Genomic DNA, 20,440 nt, shown 5'->3' on the forward strand with positions numbered 1-20,440 from the left:
GCATAAAAAAGCCTGCTTAAAGCAGGCTTTTTTTAATCGCTAGAGATTCTGGATTTAAACCAGAATCTCACGCTTACCATTGGCACCCATTGAGCTGACAATGCCATTTTCTTCCATCTGGTCAATGATCCGTGCAGCACGGTTATAACCCAGACTGAATTTACGCTGCAAAGATGAAGTTGATGCTTTGCGGGTTTCCAAAACAAAAGCCACACACTGATCATACAGCGCATCTCGATCAGATCCACCATCTCCACCATCTTCAAAACCACGACTAGACGGTTCTTCATCAAATGGAGTCAGGATCTCATCCACATAGTTAGGCGCCCCACGTTCACGCCATGCATCACAGATCCGGTTCACTTCATCATCGGCAATAAAGGCACCGTGTACGCGCTCCGGCTCAATTTTACCCGGGCCAAGGAACAGCATATCACCATGACCGAGCAGATCTTCTGCACCACCTGCATCGAGAATGGTACGTGAGTCGATTTTCGAGTTCACACGAAGTGCGACACGTGTCGGAATATTCGCCTTGATCAGACCAGTGATCACATCTACTGAGGGACGCTGAGTTGCCAGTAACAGGTGAATACCAGCAGCACGGGATTTCTGTGCCAGACGGGTAATCATTTCTTCGGCTTTTTTACCAACCTGCATGATCATATCTGCGAACTCATCGGCAACAATCACAATCGATGGCAATGGCGTTAAGCGCGGTGCACGTTCCCCTGCGACTGATTCACTCGCTTTCCAGGTTGGATCAAATAGCTCTTCACCATTGGCAAGCGCCTCTTCTACCTTACGGTTATAGTCGCTGAGCTTACGAATTTTCAGGAAAGACATCAGTTTGTAACGACGTTCCATTTCATTCACACACCAGTTCAAGGCACTGACTGCATCTTTCATATCGGTCACAACTGGGGTTAACAGGTGTGGAATATCGTTATAGTTGGCCAATTCAAGCTGTTTCGGATCGATCAGGATCAGGCGTAACTGGTCTGGTGTGTACTTCAATAGCATCGATAGAATCATCGAGTTAACCGCTACCGACTTACCAGAACCTGTAGTCCCTGCTACCAGCATATGCGGTGCTTTACCCAGTTCAGTAATCACCGGATTGCCTGAAATATCCTTACCCATGGCCATCGACAAAATGCCATCAGGATCGTTGAATTTTGGAATTTGTACCAGTTCAATCAAACGCACCATTTCACGGCTACTGTTCGGGACTTCAATACCGATATAAGGCTTACCTGGAATAACTTCGACTACACGTACTGAAGCCATTGACATCGAACGAGCCAAGTCACGTGAAATATTAGTGACTTTGGAAGCTTTCACACCAGGCGCAAGGTCCAGTTCAAAACGGGTCACGACTGGGCCTGGCTGAGCCTCGACCACTTTGGCTTTAACGTTAAATTCCTGAAGCTTGATTTCCAGAAGTTCTGATAAACGGGATAATTGCTCTTCAGTGAAATTCACTTTTTTGTTCGGATCGACTTTATCCAGCAATTCCAGACCCGGCAATGGTGACAGGTCTTTACGGCGCTCAGCGACCTGCATGGCACGTGACATTGGACGACCAGCGGCATCGGTCAGTGGCGCATCGAAGTCAAACTCGTCTTCATCCTGAGGCTTACCGGCAGTTTCATGCCAAGCTTCAATAAATTCTTCTTTGGACAATGCTTCCCGAACTGCTGCATTGGTCGCTGCGGTTTGAGCTGCTGTCTCTACACGCTGAATCGGTGCCTGAACAAAAGCAGAAGATTGGGCATAACTTGATGCACGTACAGGTGCAGGTTTTGGTTCATCAGCTTCAACCAGTAAATCGTCCAGATCCTCAAAGTCCGCTTCCAGGCTGGTATTTTTAATCGCATGTGCAGCCATAAGTGGAGCAGCCGCAATTGAGCTGATTGTTCCAGCATCTTCTACAATTCTGAGGGATTTTTCAGCTGCTGCTGAATTGAACGGGCTATGCACATCCGTTGCGGTTTTACCTTGCGGGACTGCGGCCAATAACTCATCAAAAATTTCATCATCATCCCAGTCCAGATTATTCTTGGCGGTAGATGATGATGTCACTTCATGAGCATTGTGATTCGTTGACGCAGCTGCAAATGCATCAGGAGAAAAATCAGCTTGCTCTTCTTCTGCAGCTTTAAGCAAAGCATCGATATCCTGCTTGTGACGCTGGTCTTCATTGGAATGTAACGCACGCCACACCTCCCCTGTTGCCACCACACGATCCGGCTCTACTGTTTGCGGTGCTTGTTCCTGAACAGGTTCTGAAGCTGATGTCTGTACAGGTTCAGAAATATCTTCTTCATAGTGGTGAGGCTGGTGCGATTCTTTATCTGCAAAATCCTCAAACAGGCGTTCAGCGACATGATCACGAACTACAGGGTCGACTTCTACCAGATCATGCTCAGGTGCGGCAGTGACTGGTACTGTCACTTTTTTGGCAGCTGCTTTTACCGCTTCTTTTTTAATTACAGGTGCGGTACGGTCAAAATCAGACATACCTTCTGGTACATTACGATAGAACAGATCTTGCAGATAAGCAGGCGTTGCCTTGAGACTGCTCCAGGTCTTGTTCCATTTCACACCAAATGCCAAGGTAAACAGAACTACCCAAAGCACCAGCAAGAAAAAAGCTGCGCCATAGACAGTTAGTAATTGTTCAAGGCTTTGACCCAGCTCATAGCCAATAATGCCACCTGAAGAATTATCCAGCGTATCGGCTGGAACTTGCCAGAACAGGAACAGCAACGCCGATGTAGTCAATAACAGGAAGAATTGGGCAGCATAGCGGAATGGACGGTTCAGGAAGCTGCGCGGCCACCAGACCTGGATTGCTTCCATAAACAGATACACAGGGATCAGCAGGCTTGCCCAGCCGAGAAAGCCAAATAACAGGTCTGAAATCCAGGCCCCTGCAACCCCACTGGCATTTGAAACTGTCTGCGTATCACTAGAGATATGCATCCACCCCGGATCAAATGGTGTATAGGTCACTGTTGCAAGAAACAGATAAATCCCAAATGAGACTAAAAATAATGTCATTACTAAGCGCTGTGCATAGGCACTCGACACCGCTGTCATATACTGTCCTGTAACCAATTCTTCATGAATATTCTTTTGCTGGTATGCTTCAAAAAAAGCGTCGCAATAAAATGCATATTATGCACCTGTTGCATCAAAAAAGATGCATTATTGTGTACTTCTTCTATATAGCCCAAATCGATTTCGATGATCAATAATATCGACTTTAATCTCACACCACTGTTATACAGTTTCACGTATAATTCAATAAATTTCTAAATAAAAAAGGATACAGCGAATGAGCGCACGTCACTCACGACTGATTATTTTAGGTTCTGGCCCTGCTGGCTATAGCGCAGCAGTCTATGCAGCGCGTGCAAACTTAAAACCGACCCTGATTGCAGGTCTGCAACTGGGTGGTCAATTAACCACAACGACTGAAGTAGATAACTGGCCTGGCGATCCTGAAGGTCTGACTGGTCCAGCTTTAATGGAACGTATGCAGGCTCATGCAGAACGTTTTGGTACTGAAATTGTTTATGATCATATCAATGAAGTTGACCTTAACGTTCGTCCATTCGTCCTGAAAGGCGATATGGAAGAGTTCACTTGTGATGCCCTGATCATTTGTACTGGTGCAACTGCGCAATACCTGGGTCTGGAATCAGAAGCTGCATTTATGGGTCAAGGCGTGAGCGCTTGTGCAACCTGTGACGGTTTCTTCTATAAAGAACAAAAAGTGATGGTTGTGGGCGGTGGTAATACCGCTGTTGAAGAAGCGTTATATCTCTCTAACATCGCTTCTCATGTGACCCTAGTTCATCGTCGTGATACGTTGCGTTCTGAAAAAATCCTGCAAGACCATCTTTTTGAAAAAGAAAAAGAAGGCAAAATCAGCATTATCTGGAATCATCAGGTAGAAGAAGTGTTGGGTGATACCACTGGCGTCACTGCGGTACGTTTAAAATCAACTCAAGATGATTCAACTCAGGACGTTGAAGTATCAGGTCTATTTGTTGCTATTGGTCATAAACCAAATAGCACTATGTTCGAAGGCCAGCTAGAACTGCGTGATGGTTATATTCAGGTACAAAGCGGTACCGCAGGGAATGCCACCCAAACCTCTATCCCGGGTGTATTCGCTGCAGGCGATATCGCAGACAGTATCTACCGTCAGGCGATTACTTCTGCAGGTTCAGGCTGTATGGCGGCACTGGATGCAGAAAAATATCTCGATGCAATGGGTAAATTAGACTAAGCAGCGAAAATAAAAAGACCGTCCATCATGGGCGGTTTTTTTATGTATGATAAAAACAGTCTATTTCAAGATCAGGGTTCTGCATGCATCTTCTTCCTCCTTCACAGTACATTTTCCCCAATCCTGAAGAAGCAGATTTTGAGGGTGAAGGCCTGATTTGTATCGGTGCAGACCTCTCCCCTTCTACTTTGTATGAGGCCTATACCCATGGTCTCTTCCCCTGGTTTTCTGAAGGTGATCCGATCTGCTGGTGGAGTCCGGAACCACGCTGTATTATTCGGCCAGAAGATTATCATCCAAGTAAATCCCTGCTTCGAAGCATGAAAAAACAGGATTATAAAATTACGGTGAATCATGCTTTTGAAAGAGTCATCCGTTCCTGCTCATTGCCTCGCGCTTATGCAGATGAGACCTGGATTAGTGAAGAGATCATTCAAGGTTATTGCGATTTGTTCGATGCAGGCTATGGCTATAGTATTGAGGTTTGGGATGAAGATCGCCTAGTAGGTGGACTCTATGGGGTGACTATCGGCAAGGGCTGTTTCGGTGAATCCATGTTTAGCACCCAGACCGATGTTTCTAAAATGGCTTTCTATACCCTGATGCTGATTGGCAGAGAAAATCAGCTGCCCTGGATTGACTGTCAATTGGTGAATGATCACTTGATGAGTCTAGGTGCCTGTACAATTTCTCGCCACACATATCTTAAATCGTTACAAGATGTGATAAAACAGCCTGCGATCAATTGGAAAAAGTATCAAGACGGTGTATTTTCAAGTAAAACAATAGCGCAGTCTGCGCGATTAAGTGAATGAAAATAACAGAGGGCACTTGTTATGAACTCTTATCAACCACAGTCCCTACTGAACGATTTACAGTATTATATTACGCCGCCGCATGACTGTAGCTATCTGCCCAACAAGTCCGCGCGCATGGTTTTTCTTGATCCAGCGCACCGTATTGATGTAGTGACGCTGTCCGAGCTTTCTCGTACCGGTTTCCGTCGTAGTGGTGATTTTGTCTATCGGCCTGAATGCCACCTGTGCCGTCAATGTTTATCTTCACGTATTCCTGTTCATGAATTCCAAATGAACAGCTCGCAGAAAAAAGCCTGGAAACGTAATCAGGATTTGACAGTTAAAATTACCCATCCTGAACAGGCCACAGATATACATTACGCCCTCTATGAACGTTATATTAATGAACGCCATGCAGATGGCGACATGTATCCACCTAGCCGTGACCAGTTTGAAAAGTTTTTACTGCAAAGCTGTACCGATAGTTTCTTTCTGGAATTATGGAAAGATGATCGTCTGATCAGTGTATCGACTTGTGACCTGCTCGATGATGGCGTTTCAGCGGTGTATACTTTCTTTGATCCTGATGAGAACCGCCGTTCCCTTGGTGCCTTTGCGATTCTGAAACAGATTGAGCACACTCAAAAACTTGGCTTACAGTTTGTTTATCTGGGCTACTGGGTGCCACATTCAGCCAAAATGAACTACAAGTCTCAATACCTGCCACTTGAATTATTGATTGACGGGCAATGGCGCCGATTAAACCGCACCCTTACCCCTGTAGAGATTGAACATCTGGGAAACTCCTTGATGACGACCTTGCCTAGCGGATGGAATAATCCCATCATCAAGTAATTTAGTCGTCAAATAAGAGCTGGAATATTATTTAAACAGGCTGGCAAAATCATCAGTACAAGACTTCACCATGATAATGGCATGTTCCCGAGCACCATTCGTATTCGGATAATAGTTCTTGCGCAGGTCAATCTGATGAAAACCGGTTTTTTCATACAGTTTAATCGCAGTAGTATTGCTTTCACGTACTTCCAGAAAGATTTGTACTGGACTATTTTTCAATAATGCAATTGAGGCATCTAGCAACTGATAACCTAAACCTTTGCCCTGTTGCGCAGGATCAATTGCCATCAGTAATAAATTGGCTTCATCCAACACCGGCTGTAAAATGCAGAACCCTACGACTTGCCCCGCCTGTTCAATCACAGTGCTTTGATAGGCAGTAACAGCATCTTCAAATTGTTTAAAGGTCCAGGGATGGGATTGTACTTTGGTTTCAATCTTGGCAACGGCTGGTACATCCGCAGCTTGCATCAAACGAATCATCTTCGTTCATCTTATCTAGAATTAACCTCCGCATTATAGAAACTTTATTTAAAAAATCGAGCAAAAAAAAGAGCAACTTAGGTTGCTCTTCAGTCTTTTAATCTAGTTTTAAATTAAAGGCCCAGTTTTTGTTTCCAGCTTTGTAATAAGCTATGGGTGTCATGATCATTTGGATGAAAACCAGGTTTAAAGTAAATCAGCATTTCTTTACCCATACCGGTAATAATTCCTTTAGATGGGCTATAACCATAAGTATAGATTTCTTTTAAAGCTCCAAGACTTAACTGACGGTCTTCTTTCAATAAACGCAATACGAAGTAGCTTTGTACAAAGAATAGCGTGACCATCGCTGCAACCAGTGAAGTGGTACGCAGCAGATAAGATTTTAAGCCTTTACCGAAAACACCTTCGAATACATCATAGGCTACGGCCTTATGTTCATTCTCTTCAATGGCATGCCAGAGCCACATGGTTTTCATGGTGTCATCTTTCATCAGTTCCTGAATATGATGATTGGCCAGTAACTGAGATGCAATGGTCGCAGTAAAATGTTCTAGTGCAGTCGTCGCAGTGAGGTCTACCATTTCCTGAGTAATACCGACTGGCTTACCGACTGCCGCGAAGATTTTGCGTGCAGTTTGAATGACTCGGTCAGTATAACGATCTAGCGTATCAACATCATGGCCATGGCGTTGCGCTGAAGCATTAAAACCAACATGTTCCTGGGTATGCATAGCTTCCTGACCTATAAAGGCAGAGATCTCTTTTTGCAGCGCTTCATTGTCCTTAATTGCTGGATGCTGACGTACAGCGCGAACAGAATCAATAAAGAATTTTTCGCCTGCCGGGAATAATGCAGAGAGTGCAGTCATAAAGTGAGTCAGTCCTGCTGAACCATTCATCCAGTATTCTGGCACTTGATCAAAATCAAAACTCATACGACGTACCGGAAAACTTGCGCTTGCACGATTGGTAATTTTCACTTGAGCATTCATACACTTACTCCCATCAGTTCTATATAGAGCTGAAATCTAATTATTAAAATTCTTATAGTTATATTACTGCGTTGAATTTTTCACATAAGGGCAGATAAGGTCAGTGAAATATCACTTAAGGACAGCTTGTAAATATATTGTTAGACAATTTAAATATGCTTGAAAATGAGTAGGTTGAATTTACAGATATAAAAAAAGCGTCCCAAAGGGACGCTTTTTTCACACAATCAGCGATTATGCAGTTACTTTAGCAACTACACCAGCACCAACTGTACGACCACCTTCACGGATCGCAAAACGTAGACCTGGGTCCATTGCGATTGGGTGAATTAGTTCTACTGACATTTCTACGTTGTCACCAGGCATAACCATTTCAACGCCTTCTTTCAAAGAAATCGCGCCAGTTACGTCAGTTGTACGGAAGTAGAACTGTGGACGGTAACCGTTAAGGAATGGAGTGTGACGACCGCCTTCGTCTTTAGAAAGTACGTATACTTCTGCATCGAATTTAGTGTGCGGTTTGATAGAACCTGGTTTAGCAAGTACTTGACCACGTTGTACGTCTTCACGTTTAGTACCACGAAGCAAGATACCACAGTTCTCACCAGCACGGCCTTCGTCAAGAAGTTTACGGAACATTTCAACGCCAGTTACGGTAGTCTTAACTGTGTCTTTGATACCCACGATTTCAACTTCTTCACCAACTTTGATGACACCAGTTTCAACACGGCCAGTTACTACTGTACCACGACCAGAAATTGAGAATACGTCTTCGATTGGCATCAAGAATGCTTGGTCAATTGCACGTTCTGGTTCTGGGATGTAAGAGTCAAGCGCTTCAACAAGAGCCACAACTGCGTCTTCACCGTATTGACCAGCTTCACCGTTCAGTGCAGCAAGTGCTGAACCACGGATTACAGGAGTATCATCACCTGGGAAGTCGTAAGTAGAAAGAAGTTCACGAACTTCCATTTCAACCAGTTCAAGAAGCTCTTCGTCGTCTACAAGGTCGCATTTGTTCAAGAATACAACGATGTAAGGTACACCCACCTGACGAGAAAGCAGGATGTGTTCACGAGTTTGTGGCATTGGACCGTCAGTCGCAGCACATACAAGGATCGCACCATCCATCTGAGCAGCACCAGTAATCATGTTTTTAACATAATCGGCGTGGCCCGGGCAGTCTACGTGAGCGTAGTGACGAGTTGGAGAATCGTATTCTACGTGAGAAGTGTTAATTGTAATACCACGTGCTTTTTCTTCTGGTGCAGAGTCGATTGCAGCGTAGTCTTTCGCTTCACCACCGAATTTTTTAGCACATACAGTTGCAATCGCAGCTGTTAAAGTTGTTTTACCATGGTCAACGTGACCGATTGTGCCCACGTTAACGTGTGGCTTATTACGTTCGAACTTAGCCTTAGCCATGAGATCTTCCTTTTTGAACTGCCCATGCAGGATCACTGCATGAGCGCTTGGTTTTTAACTATGAATTAGTTTGGGCTTATAGTAATCGAAAGATTACTCGTCGTCACCTTTTTTACCGCCAGACTGGAATTTAGCGATAATGCCTTCAGCCACGTTACGTGGAGTTTCAGCGTACTTAGCGAACTCCATAGAGTAAGTCGCACGACCTTGAGACATAGAACGCATATGAGTTGCGTAACCAAACATCTCAGAAAGTGGAACTTCTGCACGAATCGCTTTAGTACCACCAGGTAAATCGTCCATACCTTGAACAAGACCACGACGACGGTTTAAGTCACCCATGATATCGCCCATGTAGTCTTCTGGAGTTTCTACTTCAACTTTCATGATTGGTTCAAGAAGAACAGGATCTGCTTTCATGAAACCGTCACGGAAGGCATAAGAACCTGCCATTTTGAACGATAATTCGTCAGAGTCGACGTCATGGTAAGAACCGTCGAACAATGTCGCTTTGATGCCAACTACTGGGTAACCAGCAAGGACACCATTCTTCATACGTTCTTGGATACCTTTGTCAACCGCACCGAAGAATTCTTTAGGTACTACACCACCAACAACTTCTTCAGCGAACTCGTAGTCTTTACCAGTTTCAGGGTCAAGCGGCTCTAAACGTACATATACGTGACCGAATTTACCTTTACCACCAGTTTGACGAACGAATTTACCTTCTTGCTCAACAGATTTCTTGATCGTTTCGCGGTAAGCAACCATTGGTTTACCAATGTTCGCTTCAACGTTGAACTCACGCTTCATACGGTCAACGATGATGTCAAGGTGAAGCTCACCCATACCAGCAATGATGGTTTGACCAGATTCTTCGTCAGTACGTACACGGAACGATGGATCTTCTTTCGCCAAGCGGCCTAAAGCAACTGACATTTTTTCTTGGTCAGCTTTAGTTTTAGGTTCAACTGCAAGTGCAATTACTGGCTCTGGGAATTCCATACGCTCTAGTGTAATGATGTGGTTTTCGTCACATAATGTATCACCAGTGGTTGTATCTTTAAGACCTACACACGCTGCGATGTCACCTGCACGAATTTCTTCGATGTCATGACGGTCATTTGCGTGCATCTGTACGATACGGCCAACACGTTCACGTTTCATTTTTACTGGGTTATAACACGGGCTACCCGCTTTAAGAACACCAGAGTAAACACGTACGAATGTCAAGTTACCTACGAATTTGTCGTTCATGATTTTGAACGCAAGCGCAGAGAACGGAGCATCGTCAGACGCTTCACGAGAACCTTCAGTTTCGTCTTTGTCGTCTAAGATACCTTTAATTGCTTCAACGTCAGTTGGCGCTGGCAAGAACTCAATAACAGCATCCAACATACGTTGAACACCTTTGTTTTTGAACGCTGAGCCACAAAGCATTGGTTGAATTTCATTCAACAATGTACGTGCACGCAGACCAGAAACGATTTCTTCTTTAGTCAACTCGCCTTCTTCAAGGTACTTGTCCATGAGTTCTTCTGATGCTTCCGCAGCAGCTTCAATCATGTTAGTACGCCATTCGTTAGCTAGCTCAACTAAGTCAGCAGGGATTTCACCATATTCGAACTTCATACCTTGAGACGCTTCGTCCCAGATAATCGATTTCATTTCGATTAGGTCAACAACACCTTGGAAGTTTTCTTCAGCGCCAACTGGAATCACGATTGGCACAGGGTTACCGCCAAGACGTGTTTTTACTTGTTCCACAGCACGGAAGAAGTTCGCGCCAGTACGGTCCATTTTGTTTACGAACGCAATACGAGGCACTTTATATTTGTTTGCTTGACGCCATACAGTTTCAGACTGAGGTTGTACACCACCTACAGCACAGTAAACCATACATGCACCGTCAAGAACACGCATAGAACGCTCAACTTCGATCGTGAAGTCAACGTGTCCCGGGGTGTCAATAACGTTAATACGGTGTTGGTCGAACTGGTTAGCCATACCTTTCCAGAAGCATGTTACTGCTGCTGAAGTAATGGTAATACCACGTTCTTGCTCTTGTTCCATCCAGTCAGTTGTTGCTGAACCTTCGTGAGTTTCACCTAGTTTGTGGCTCTCACCTGTGTAGAACAAAATACGTTCAGAAGTGGTTGTTTTACCTGCGTCAATGTGCGCAGAGATACCAATGTTACGGTAACGAGAAATTGGGGTTTGACGTGCCATGATTTCTAGCATTCCTAAATTTTGTTGTTTAAAACAGGACGCTTTAAGCTGCATAGCAACTTAAAGCGCTTTGATGACAAACTAGTGACAACTAAATTCATCATCCTCCTGATTAGGTCCTGTTTTATCCGCTTAGAAACGGTAGTGAGAGAAGGCTTTGTTGGCTTCAGCCATACGGTGCACATCTTCACGTTTTTTAACCGCTGCGCCTTTACCTTCAGCTGCATCAAGCAACTCACCAGCAAGACGTAAAGCCATAGTTTTTTCAGAACGCTTAGCAGCAGCATCTACTAACCAACGCATAGCCAAGGCAGTACGACGGGATGGGCGCACTTCCATAGGTACCTGGTATGTAGCACCACCAACACGGCGTGCTTTTACTTCGACCATAGGACGAACTTTTTCAAGAGTAGTCTCGAAAAATTCAACTGGATCTACTTTAGATTTTTCTTGAACGCGGTCTAAAGCACCGTAAACGATACTTTCAGCAATAGATTTTTTACCATCTTGCATTACGTGGTTCATGAATTTAGCGATTGTTTGGCTGCTGAACTTAGGATCCGGAAGGATTTCACGAGCAGCGACTACGCGACGTCTTGGCATTTTAAAACTACCTATAAATATGACACTTCAGGTTAATCCAGCAGTAGCACAAAGTGTCGTGTGCATTCGCTGGCCTTACTACACGTCGCTTGAATTTTCACAAAATTAAATGCAGAAATCAGACAAGCGAGACGATAAAGGATTGCAGTTCTAGCGAACTAAGAGCTTAATCTCGAAAGATTATTTCTTAGGACGTTTAGTACCGTATTTAGAACGAGCTTGGTTACGATCTTTAACACCAGCACAGTCTAAAGAACCACGAACGGTATGGTAACGTACACCTGGTAAGTCTTTAACACGACCACCACGGATAAGAACAACACTGTGCTCTTGTAGGTTATGGCCTTCACCACCGATGTAGCTAGAAACTTCGAAACCTGAAGTTAAGCGAACACGGCAAACTTTACGCATTGCTGAGTTAGGTTTTTTAGGTGTAGTTGTGTAAACACGTGTACAAACACCACGGCGCTGTGGACAAGCCTTCAACGCAGGAACTTTAGATTTTTCAACTAAAGTCGTACGACCCTTACGGATCAACTGATTTGTTGTTGCCATGTGGCAATTCTCCCGTTAATAAAAAGCCCCAAAAAAATACTACTTTTTGAGGGCATGCAATTGTATGTCAAGATGCAAAATCGGTCAATATGCCGAAGTCAGGCAAAACACGATCGCATCTCGACTTTAAGCGTTTATTTTATGGCGAAAATCACTTATTTTTTCGATTTCGTGGCAGCATTTTTTGTAACATCTTCCGTAGTTTCCTCAGCTTGCGTTTGTTTGTCTGCAGTCTCGGAGTTTTCTGGATTATTTGTATCCGTCTCTTCTTCAGCTGCAGCCTGTAACATTTCTGTGTCATTTTCCTGCAAGCCGAGCTCTTCTTCTAGGGCTGCATCTGCATCAAAAGAGTCTTTTGGAATAGCCGGTTTTTGTTCCTGTTTAGCATCGGCGTGTTCAACCAGTTTATCGGTCAATTCATCAAGACCTTCACTGACCTTTTCATCTTTTTTCACTTCAGCTTCTTCCGGGCTCAAGCTTTCCTGATCTTTCTTAACCAGTTTGACTTGCTTGATGGTTTGATTGCCTTCAATTGGGATTTCTTTATCCAGAATTGGCTTATCTTTGTCCGCTGCCGAATGATCAAGATTTTCCATCAGCTTCGGTGCCGCCTGCTGGAGCAGGTTAACGGCTTTTTCATAGGCAGCATATGGCGACAAACCTAGATCCTGATGCTGCTGCAGATACTGACGGGCATGAGAAAATACTTCTTGAGCTTTCTGGTTCACATCATTCACAAAGCGATGACTATAGACTGCGCCAATCCCTGCACTCGCCAATGGAGTCAGTTTGGTTAACTGTTCTAATAAAGACAGTTTCGGGAAATGGTTCATCCATTCCCACTTCATGCTGCCATCCTGATTGCTGAGCCATTTTTTCAGTGTTTCCACATCATTGCTTGATCCAAGCATAGTCTGCAACTGGGAAAGGTCATGCGTTTTCAAAGTACTGCTCAGCGCTTTAAGCCCCATCAAGAGTGCCTGTTTTTCGGCAATCAGACTGAGATCAATCTGTCTAAAGATATGCTGTACGATTTCCTGATCGTCTTCCTTGCTCAGATCAAAACCATAAGAACGTCCTACTTGATAGATGGTACGCAGTGCCATCAGTAAAGAAGCTGGAATATCAATCGCGGTTCCCAATACGCCAGTAACGCCACTCACCGCACCTTGTACCGTCGCCATCCATTTATTTTGTTCGGCAAACGCCTGAGAAATGCGTTGAGAACGCGTAGTATCCTGAGTTAATTCTTCTAGATCCTTCGCCCCTGCTTCATTCAGAATGGCATCAACCGAACTCATCTGATTGCTGAACTGATTCAGGTGATTATAAAAGTAATCAGATACTTTGTCGGCCAGCTGGGGAGAAACAAAATGCGCGACATTATTCACGGTATTAAAACGACGGCCCAGCAGCTGACGGGAAACATTTGGAAGATGTTCGCGTAGCATGTCCTTGGGATTTTCATATTTTTTTGAAGCAAAAGGGCTTTTGACTTTTGCCGAGCCATCAACAGCATGATCGGTATTGAAGGTTTTAGTCACAGAATCGGGTGCAACATGATTTAACAGTTCCAAACCTGTTGAACTGAACTTTTTCGCCACTCCAAAGGCATTCGAAATCAGACCATTAGATTGTTTATTATTAGCATTTACCATTTTTTACCTCAGCATGCACGTGCTTGTATTTGGTATAAATACTAGGTGTAGTCAGCATTTATCTCAACCTTATTCTGTTTCATTTAGTAAAAGCTCTACACAGTACTTTATAAACTCAACCTACTGTCACACGGCATAACATTTGCCATAAGATTTCAAAAATCTTTCTGCTATGATGTTCTGCATTGTGAAATAGAGGTTAGCGCTATATTTTGCTGTCTTATCAACGCCAAATATCTCCCGCTGCCCCAGAGATAAACTATAAGGATCTGTAGATGAAACGTGTTGTCATCACTGGTATGGGTATTAACTCGTGCATTGGTAATACATTAGAGGATGTGAATCACTCTTTACAAAACGGGATTTCAGGAACACGTTTTAATCCGACTTATGCTGAACTGAATTTCAAGAGTCATGTTAGCGCTGCTGCTGAACAGGATTTTGATGGTATTGACCGTAAGCTGAAACGCTTTATGGGCGTTTGTGCAATGTATGCCTACAACGCCGCTGTGGCTGCCGTTGAGCACGCAGGTTTAAAACAGGAAGATCTGGCGAATAATCCACGTTATGGTATTGCGGGTGGTTCAGGTGGCAACTCGACAGCTTCTGTAGTAGAAATGACAAAATTGCTGGAAGAAAAAGGCGCACGCAAAGTTGGTCCATTCTTCGTACCACGTAACATGTCGAATACCATTACAGCAAACGTCGGTGTCGCATTTAAATTACAAGGGATTGCACACTCGATTACCAGCGCTTGTGCAACTTCTGCCGATGCCATTGGTTATGCTTATAACCTGATCCAACTGGGTAAACAGGATTTAATGCTTGCCGGTGGTGGTGAAGAAGATCACTGGTCTCAAAGCCTGCTGTTTGATGCGATGGGTGCACTGTGCTCTAAATACAACGACACACCTGAAACAGCTTCTCGTCCATATTCAGCAGACCGTGACGGTTTCGTGATTGCTGGTGGTGGCGGTTTTGTGGTGCTTGAGTCACTGGAACATGCTCAGGCACGTGGTGCGAATATTCTGGCTGAAGTTGTGGCTTATGCAGCTAACTCTGATGGTGCTGACATGGTTGCTCCATCTGGCGAAGGTGCAACACGTTGTATCCTGATGGCTCTAGAAGAAGCGAAACAGCATGGCGTAGATAAAATTGACTATGTGAATACACATGGTACTTCTACTCCAGCAGGTGATGTTACTGAACTTAAAGCCATGGCACGTGCCTTCGGTGAAGGTCAGGTTCCTCCACTCAGCTCGACTAAATCTATGACAGGTCACAGCCTGGGTGCTGCAGGTGTACAGGAAGCGATCTACTCTATCCTGATGATGCAAAATGACTTTATTGCACCAAACATCAACGTGACTGAACTGGATGAAGGCGCAAAACCATTTGATATCGTACTTGAAAAACGTGACGCAAAATTGAATACTGTGATGAGTAACAGTTTCGGTTTCGGCGGCGTAAATGCTTGTCTCGTTTTCAAAAAATGGGAAGGCTAAGCCGCCCATTTTAGGGTGACTTGATGGATGCTCCTTCTGATGCTTTCTTGTGGGTAAAAGCATTACATATTATTGCTGTGGTTTGCTGGTTCGCTGCTTTGTTCTATCTGCCACGGCTTTATGTCTACCATGCCATGAGTGAAGATGTCGTAAGTCATCAACGCTTTGAAATTATGGAACGCAAGCTGTATCGTGGGATTATGTGGCCAGCCATGGTCGCCACGCTGATTACAGCACACTTTCTGGTCGATTGGGGTGATGCAACGCGTCATTACCATGAAGCCTTATGGTTCTATCTGAAAGTCGGCCTAGTCGGCTTGCTGGTCATTTACCATTTGGTATGTGGTTATTACCGCAAGAAACTGATGGAAAATGCACATTACAAGTCTCATAAGTTCTGGCGCTTCTTTAATGAAATGCCAACCTTGATCCTGTTTGCAGTAGTGATTTTAGTGGTGGTAAAACCTACTTTCTAAAATTCCCTAAAATTAAAAAATCCCCGATTGATCGGGGATTTTTTATGTCTGTACTTTATTCTCCGGAGAGAAGTTGCTGACGTTTACGAAGACGTGGTTTATACAAAGTGTGATAGGTGGTGAACAGAATTACTAACCATAGCGGACTAATCATCAGTGCTTTCATGGTATCTGCTTCGAGACTTAAAATAACCAAGGCAAAGAACAAGAAGATCAGCACCAGATAGGACATCCAGATTCCGCCCGGCATTTTGAAGGTCGAAATGGCATGTTTTTCAGGTTGCTGTTTACGGTAACGGATATAACACACCATAATCAGCCCCCAGATACTGATAAACAGAATCACACAGAGTGAACTGGCCAGCGTAAAGGCTTCCATCGTGTTCGGCACAAAATACTGGAAAGCCGCACCTGCCATAATAAAAGCACAGGAAAATAACAGACCTTTAGCCGGAACTGCACGACTTGAAAGCTCAGCCAAAGCCTGAGGTGCCTGACCATCACGTGCCAGACCAAACAGCATCCGGCTGGTAGAGAACACGCCACTGTTCATGGAAGACATTACAGAAGACAGCACCACCAGATTCATGATAATGGCTGATACGGGAATACCCGCATGCAAGAAAAGAGTCACAAAAGGACTTTGATCAGCAGGAATTTCTACCCACGGCGTTACAGACATAATCACCAGCAGAGACAATACATAGAACAGGATGATCCGTGTAGGAATCGCATTCACTGCTTTAGGCAAGTTCTTTTCCGGATCCTTGGTTTCAGCCGCCATCGTACCCAGCAGCTCTACCCCTACAAAAGCAAACATCGCAATCTGAAAACCAGCAAGAAAGCCCATCGTGCCCTTAGGGAACAAACCATCATAGGCCCAGACATTGGTCAGGCTGGCAGCCGATCCACCTGGTGCCTGAAAGTCGCTGAAGATCATATATCCGCCAATCGCAATCAGACCTAAAATTGCCAAGATTTTAATCAAGGCGAACCAGAACTCGATTTCACCAAACAGCTTCACGGTCAGCAGGTTAATTCCCAGTACCAGCAATACACAACCAGCACTGATCATGGCCTGTCCCATGGGTGTAAAAGCCATATCGGGTGGCAGCCAGAAATTCAGATAATTAATAATTGCCGCTAAGTCAGCAATACCGACCAGAATCCAGCCCAGCCAGTATGACCAGCCAATATAATAGCCAGCCCCCGGACCAATCAGGTCATGCGCCATATCAATGAAAGATTTATAGTGCAGATTAGATAACAGGATTTCCCCTAATGCACGCATCAGGAAAAAGAACATGGCTCCAATAATCATGTAGATAAACAAGATTGAAGGCCCTGCCAGTGCAATCGTTTTACCAGAACCCATAAACAGGCCTGTACCAATGGCACCACCAATGGCAATTAACTGCAAATGTCGGTTAGAGAGCTTACGCTGTAATTCACGGGGAGATGATGATGCATCATTTTTAGAAGAGGCTGTATTCATATTCAGTTCCTTTTCCACATCAGACCCTCGCTTATCTGATCGGATTTCTTCCTGAAATCCTGACTGCAGATGCAGTTTCATTTAATGAATTAAATGATCAGGCCTGATGTGCTTACAAAATCAAGTTGGGAGATATAAAAATCTGAAGCAACTTAAGGGAGTGCTGCAATCACTGCAATTTCAATTAACCAGGCGGGATTCACCAGATCCGCCTGAATGGTTGCGCGTGCTGGTGTGCCACATCCCTCGAGCCATTCAATCCAGAGTGCATTGACGGTTTGAAAGTCTTCCAAGTTTTTAACAAAGAGCTGTGCAGATAACAGACGGCTTTTGTCTGTACCTGCCAGTTTAAGGAGTTGATCAATCTTCATGAGCACTTCCCGCGTTTGACCACGAATATCCAGACTGCTGCTGTCTGGCACCTGCCCTGATAAATACACCGTTTTATTGTGAATGGTGACAGCACTCATGACCTGATTGCTGTTCAAACGCTGAATATCTGCATGTTCCGTCATAATTTTATCCTCTCTTATTTCTAGTATTTGTTTAATCTTTAACTTTCAATCTGTATGGGCACACGTTGGGTGATAGCACACATCAGCTCATAACCAACCGTACCCGAACCCGCGGCCACTTCATCAATCGGCAATACTGTGCCGTGTATGGATTGTCCCCACAGCACAACTTCGCTACCAATCTGCGCATCAGGTACAGAACCTAGATCAACCGCCAGCATATCCATACTGACACGACCGATCGTTTGGGTTCGAATCCCATCTACCAAAACTGGTGTTCCAGTTTGTGTGATTCGCTGATAACCATCCGCATAACCACAGGCCACAATTCCAATCTGCATATCTTGCTCAACTATAAAAGTAGAGCCATAACCAATGCTGTCTCCTGCCCGAACCTGCTGAATCGCGATCAGTTCGCTACGCAGACTCATGGTCGGCTTTAAGTTCCAGTGATCAATCGTATGGGCGGGATAGTCAGGTGAACTGCCGTAAAGCATGATGCCGCTACGTACAATGTCTGACTGTATATGCTGATGATGACGCAGAATGGCAGCACTATTGCTGAGTGAGGTTTTGCCAGGCAGATTTTGAATGGTTTCGGTAAAGACCAGCTGTTGATGTTCAATACCTTCCTGTCCAAGGCGCATACCATCTGCATCGGAAAAATGTGTCATATGACTGATGGAGCGTACTTGCTCAATGCTCTTTAATTCCTGAAAAGCGGCAGGATACTGCTCAGGTAAAAAACCGAGCCGGTTCATTCCGCTATTCATTTTTAAAAAGACATCAAACTGTACATCTGGCTGTAATTGGACAAAGCTTCTTAACCATTCCAGTTGATGCTGGGCATGAATTGCAAAACTCATCCCGTACTTGGCGCAGTCGAATAAATCTTCAAGGCCAAAAATGCCTTCCAGCAACAATAAGGGCTTGTCACAGCCTAAGGCACGCAAACGCTTTCCTTCAGTAAGATCCAGAAAGGCAAAACCATCGGCACTTTTTAATGCGGGATAAACCCGTTCAATACCGTGCCCATAGGCATCAGCTTTAACCACTGCAAAGACCTGGCTTTGAGGTGCGCAGGAACGTGCAACTTGCAGGTTATGTTGCAATGCCTGTTGATGAATCACCGCGTGTATTGGACGTGGCATAAATTTCTTCCCTGAAACTGATAATCCTTAAAAGCTTAAGCAACCTGCTGATAACGATTCAGCGACAAGCCTTCAGTACTAATCTCAGGTGCTTGACCCAGTACCAGATCACTGATCAGCTTTCCTGAACCACAGGCCATAGTCCAGCCTAAGGTACCGTGCCCAGTATTCAGGAACAGATTGTTAAAGCGTGTCGGTCCAATAATTGGTGTGCTATCCGGAGTCATTGGACGTAAGCCGGTCCAGAAACTGGCCTGCGCCATGTCACCACCCGGGAACAGGTCACGAGTCACCATTTCCAAGGTTGCACGACGATCTTCATTCAGACCCAAATTAAAGCCTGTTAGCTCTGCCATACCACCGACACGGATCCGTTGATCAAAACGAGTCAATGCAATCTTGTAAGTTTCATCCAGCACAGTCGATTGCGGTGCATGAGTCTGATCCACAATTGGAATGGTCAATGAATAACCTTTGACTGGATACACCGGCAGATCCAGGTGTAACGGCTTCAGAAAATCACGGGAATAGCTACCGAAAGCCAGCACATATCTATCTGCGGTCAACACCTGACCATTGACCAGTACACCTTTGATCTGGTCGCCTTCAAATAGCAGTTTTTCAACATGCTGGTTAAACTTGAATTGTACGCCCATGCCTTTGGCGTAATTGGCCAGTGCATTGGTAAACAGGTAGCAATCACCGGTTTCATCATTTGGCAGATGCAAACCACCTACCAGTTTATCTTTAGCTTCTGCCAGTGCCGGTTCAACTTTGGCCAGCTGTTCACGATCCAGCAACTCAAAATCCACGCCGGTTTCTTTCAACACTTCGATATCACGTTGCACTGCGTCGAGCTGTGCTTCCTTACGAAAAATCTGCAAGGTTCCCTTAGAACGGTTTTCATAAGAAATGCCGATATCACGACGTAGATTACGTAAACAGTCACGGCTATATTCAGCGACCCGCACCATACGTTCTTTATTCACTGCATAATGTTGAGCATTACAGTTTTTCAGCATCTGGGCCATCCACTGTAACTGCCACAGACTACCATCAACATTAATCGCCAATGGTGCATGATGCTGGAACATCCATTTCACTGCTTTAAATGGAATGCCAGGTGCTGCCCATGGTGTCGAATAACCAGGAGAAATCTGGCCCGCATTACCAAAACTGGTTTCTTCAGCCGGACCTGCCTGACGGTCAAGGACAGTCACTTCTGCTCCCTGCTGCGCAAGATAGTAGGCGCTTGTTACACCAATGACACCACCACCCAATACAATTACGCGCATGACATTACCCTCAATGACATTTATAGTTTATTTCACCAGTATATTTTTGGATCAATAGTGAATTTCACTGTTTTAAACTGATATATTCAGCAAATTC

General features: G+C 44.6%; 17 protein-coding genes. 5 read left to right on the top strand and 12 right to left on the bottom strand.

The features are described from left to right. Window positions 1-54 precede the first annotated feature (54 nt). Complete coding sequence (locus tag FTV31_RS02220) at window positions 55-3,105, bottom strand: DNA translocase FtsK (RefSeq protein WP_180012843.1); 3,051 nt, start codon at window positions 3,103-3,105, stop codon at window positions 55-57. A 238-nt stretch (window positions 3,106-3,343) separates the two neighbouring features. On the opposite strand from FTV31_RS02220, the gene trxB reads away from it, so the two are divergent. The 3 genes from trxB to FTV31_RS02235 all read left to right on the top strand — a co-directional run bounded on the left by trxB (window position 3,344) and on the right by FTV31_RS02235 (window position 5,955). Continuing rightward, the gene (gene trxB / locus FTV31_RS02225; protein ID WP_004783272.1) at window positions 3,344-4,303 is read left to right on the top strand and encodes a thioredoxin-disulfide reductase; all 960 of its coding nucleotides are present in this window, start codon (window positions 3,344-3,346) and stop codon (window positions 4,301-4,303) included. 83 nt (window positions 4,304-4,386) lie between these two features. Further along, a complete protein-coding gene (gene aat, locus FTV31_RS02230; RefSeq protein ID WP_180012844.1) occupies window positions 4,387-5,118 on the top strand; it encodes a leucyl/phenylalanyl-tRNA--protein transferase in 732 nt (243 codons plus the stop codon). A gap of 21 nt (window positions 5,119-5,139) precedes the next feature. Next, window positions 5,140-5,955 (top strand): arginyltransferase, encoded by an 816-nt coding sequence (locus tag FTV31_RS02235; protein ID WP_005234302.1) that lies wholly within the window; start codon window positions 5,140-5,142, stop codon window positions 5,953-5,955. A gap of 27 nt (window positions 5,956-5,982) precedes the next feature. On the opposite strand, the gene rimI is transcribed toward FTV31_RS02235, so the two are convergent. From rimI to FTV31_RS02270, 7 genes are all read right to left on the bottom strand, one after another. After that, on the bottom strand, window positions 5,983-6,441 hold the full coding sequence (gene rimI / locus FTV31_RS02240; RefSeq protein WP_180012845.1) for a ribosomal protein S18-alanine N-acetyltransferase: 459 nt from the start codon (window positions 6,439-6,441) through the stop codon (window positions 5,983-5,985). A gap of 113 nt (window positions 6,442-6,554) precedes the next feature. Further along, window positions 6,555-7,436, bottom strand: a complete 882-nt coding sequence (locus tag FTV31_RS02245) for a metal-dependent hydrolase (protein WP_180012846.1) — start codon at window positions 7,434-7,436, stop codon at window positions 6,555-6,557. Window positions 7,437-7,670: 234 nt separating this feature from the next. Beyond that, window positions 7,671-8,861 (bottom strand): elongation factor Tu, encoded by a 1,191-nt coding sequence (gene tuf, locus FTV31_RS02250; protein WP_179991967.1) that lies wholly within the window; start codon window positions 8,859-8,861, stop codon window positions 7,671-7,673. Window positions 8,862-8,954: 93 nt separating this feature from the next. Continuing rightward, entirely contained in the window at window positions 8,955-11,090 is a 2,136-nt protein-coding gene (gene fusA, locus FTV31_RS02255) for an elongation factor G (protein WP_180012847.1), read from the bottom strand. Between the two features lie 132 nt (window positions 11,091-11,222). After that, the gene (rpsG, locus tag FTV31_RS02260; RefSeq protein ID WP_004783282.1) at window positions 11,223-11,693 is read right to left on the bottom strand and encodes a 30S ribosomal protein S7; all 471 of its coding nucleotides are present in this window, start codon (window positions 11,691-11,693) and stop codon (window positions 11,223-11,225) included. 180 nt (window positions 11,694-11,873) lie between these two features. Then, window positions 11,874-12,248, bottom strand: a complete 375-nt coding sequence (rpsL, locus tag FTV31_RS02265) for a 30S ribosomal protein S12 (RefSeq protein WP_004783283.1) — start codon at window positions 12,246-12,248, stop codon at window positions 11,874-11,876. A gap of 155 nt (window positions 12,249-12,403) precedes the next feature. Continuing rightward, window positions 12,404-13,906 (bottom strand): EcsC family protein, encoded by a 1,503-nt coding sequence (locus FTV31_RS02270; protein WP_180012848.1) that lies wholly within the window; start codon window positions 13,904-13,906, stop codon window positions 12,404-12,406. Between the two features lie 275 nt (window positions 13,907-14,181). Between FTV31_RS02270 and FTV31_RS02275 the strand changes: the two genes are divergently transcribed. Both FTV31_RS02275 and FTV31_RS02280 read left to right on the top strand, forming a co-directional pair. After that, complete coding sequence (locus FTV31_RS02275; RefSeq protein WP_005234293.1) at window positions 14,182-15,411, top strand: beta-ketoacyl synthase N-terminal-like domain-containing protein; 1,230 nt, start codon at window positions 14,182-14,184, stop codon at window positions 15,409-15,411. 23 nt (window positions 15,412-15,434) lie between these two features. Continuing rightward, entirely contained in the window at window positions 15,435-15,887 is a 453-nt protein-coding gene (locus FTV31_RS02280; RefSeq protein WP_004783286.1) for a CopD family protein, read from the top strand. Window positions 15,888-15,942: 55 nt separating this feature from the next. Here FTV31_RS02280 and FTV31_RS02285 read toward each other — a convergent pair whose 3' ends face one another. From FTV31_RS02285 to FTV31_RS02300, 4 genes are all read right to left on the bottom strand, one after another. Beyond that, entirely contained in the window at window positions 15,943-17,382 is a 1,440-nt protein-coding gene (locus tag FTV31_RS02285) for an amino acid permease (RefSeq protein WP_180012849.1), read from the bottom strand. Window positions 17,383-17,534: 152 nt separating this feature from the next. Further along, window positions 17,535-17,897, bottom strand: coding sequence for a RidA family protein (locus tag FTV31_RS02290; RefSeq protein WP_034701622.1), 363 nt, complete (start codon window positions 17,895-17,897; stop codon window positions 17,535-17,537). Between the two features lie 38 nt (window positions 17,898-17,935). Further along, complete coding sequence (gene alr, locus FTV31_RS02295) at window positions 17,936-19,048, bottom strand: alanine racemase (RefSeq protein ID WP_180012850.1); 1,113 nt, start codon at window positions 19,046-19,048, stop codon at window positions 17,936-17,938. Window positions 19,049-19,083: 35 nt separating this feature from the next. After that, window positions 19,084-20,343 (bottom strand): D-amino acid dehydrogenase, encoded by a 1,260-nt coding sequence (locus FTV31_RS02300; protein WP_005234282.1) that lies wholly within the window; start codon window positions 20,341-20,343, stop codon window positions 19,084-19,086. Window positions 20,344-20,440 lie beyond the last annotated feature (97 nt).

The organism is Acinetobacter sp. YH16031, from assembly GCF_013417335.1.
GTDB lineage: Bacteria > Pseudomonadota > Gammaproteobacteria > Pseudomonadales > Moraxellaceae > Acinetobacter.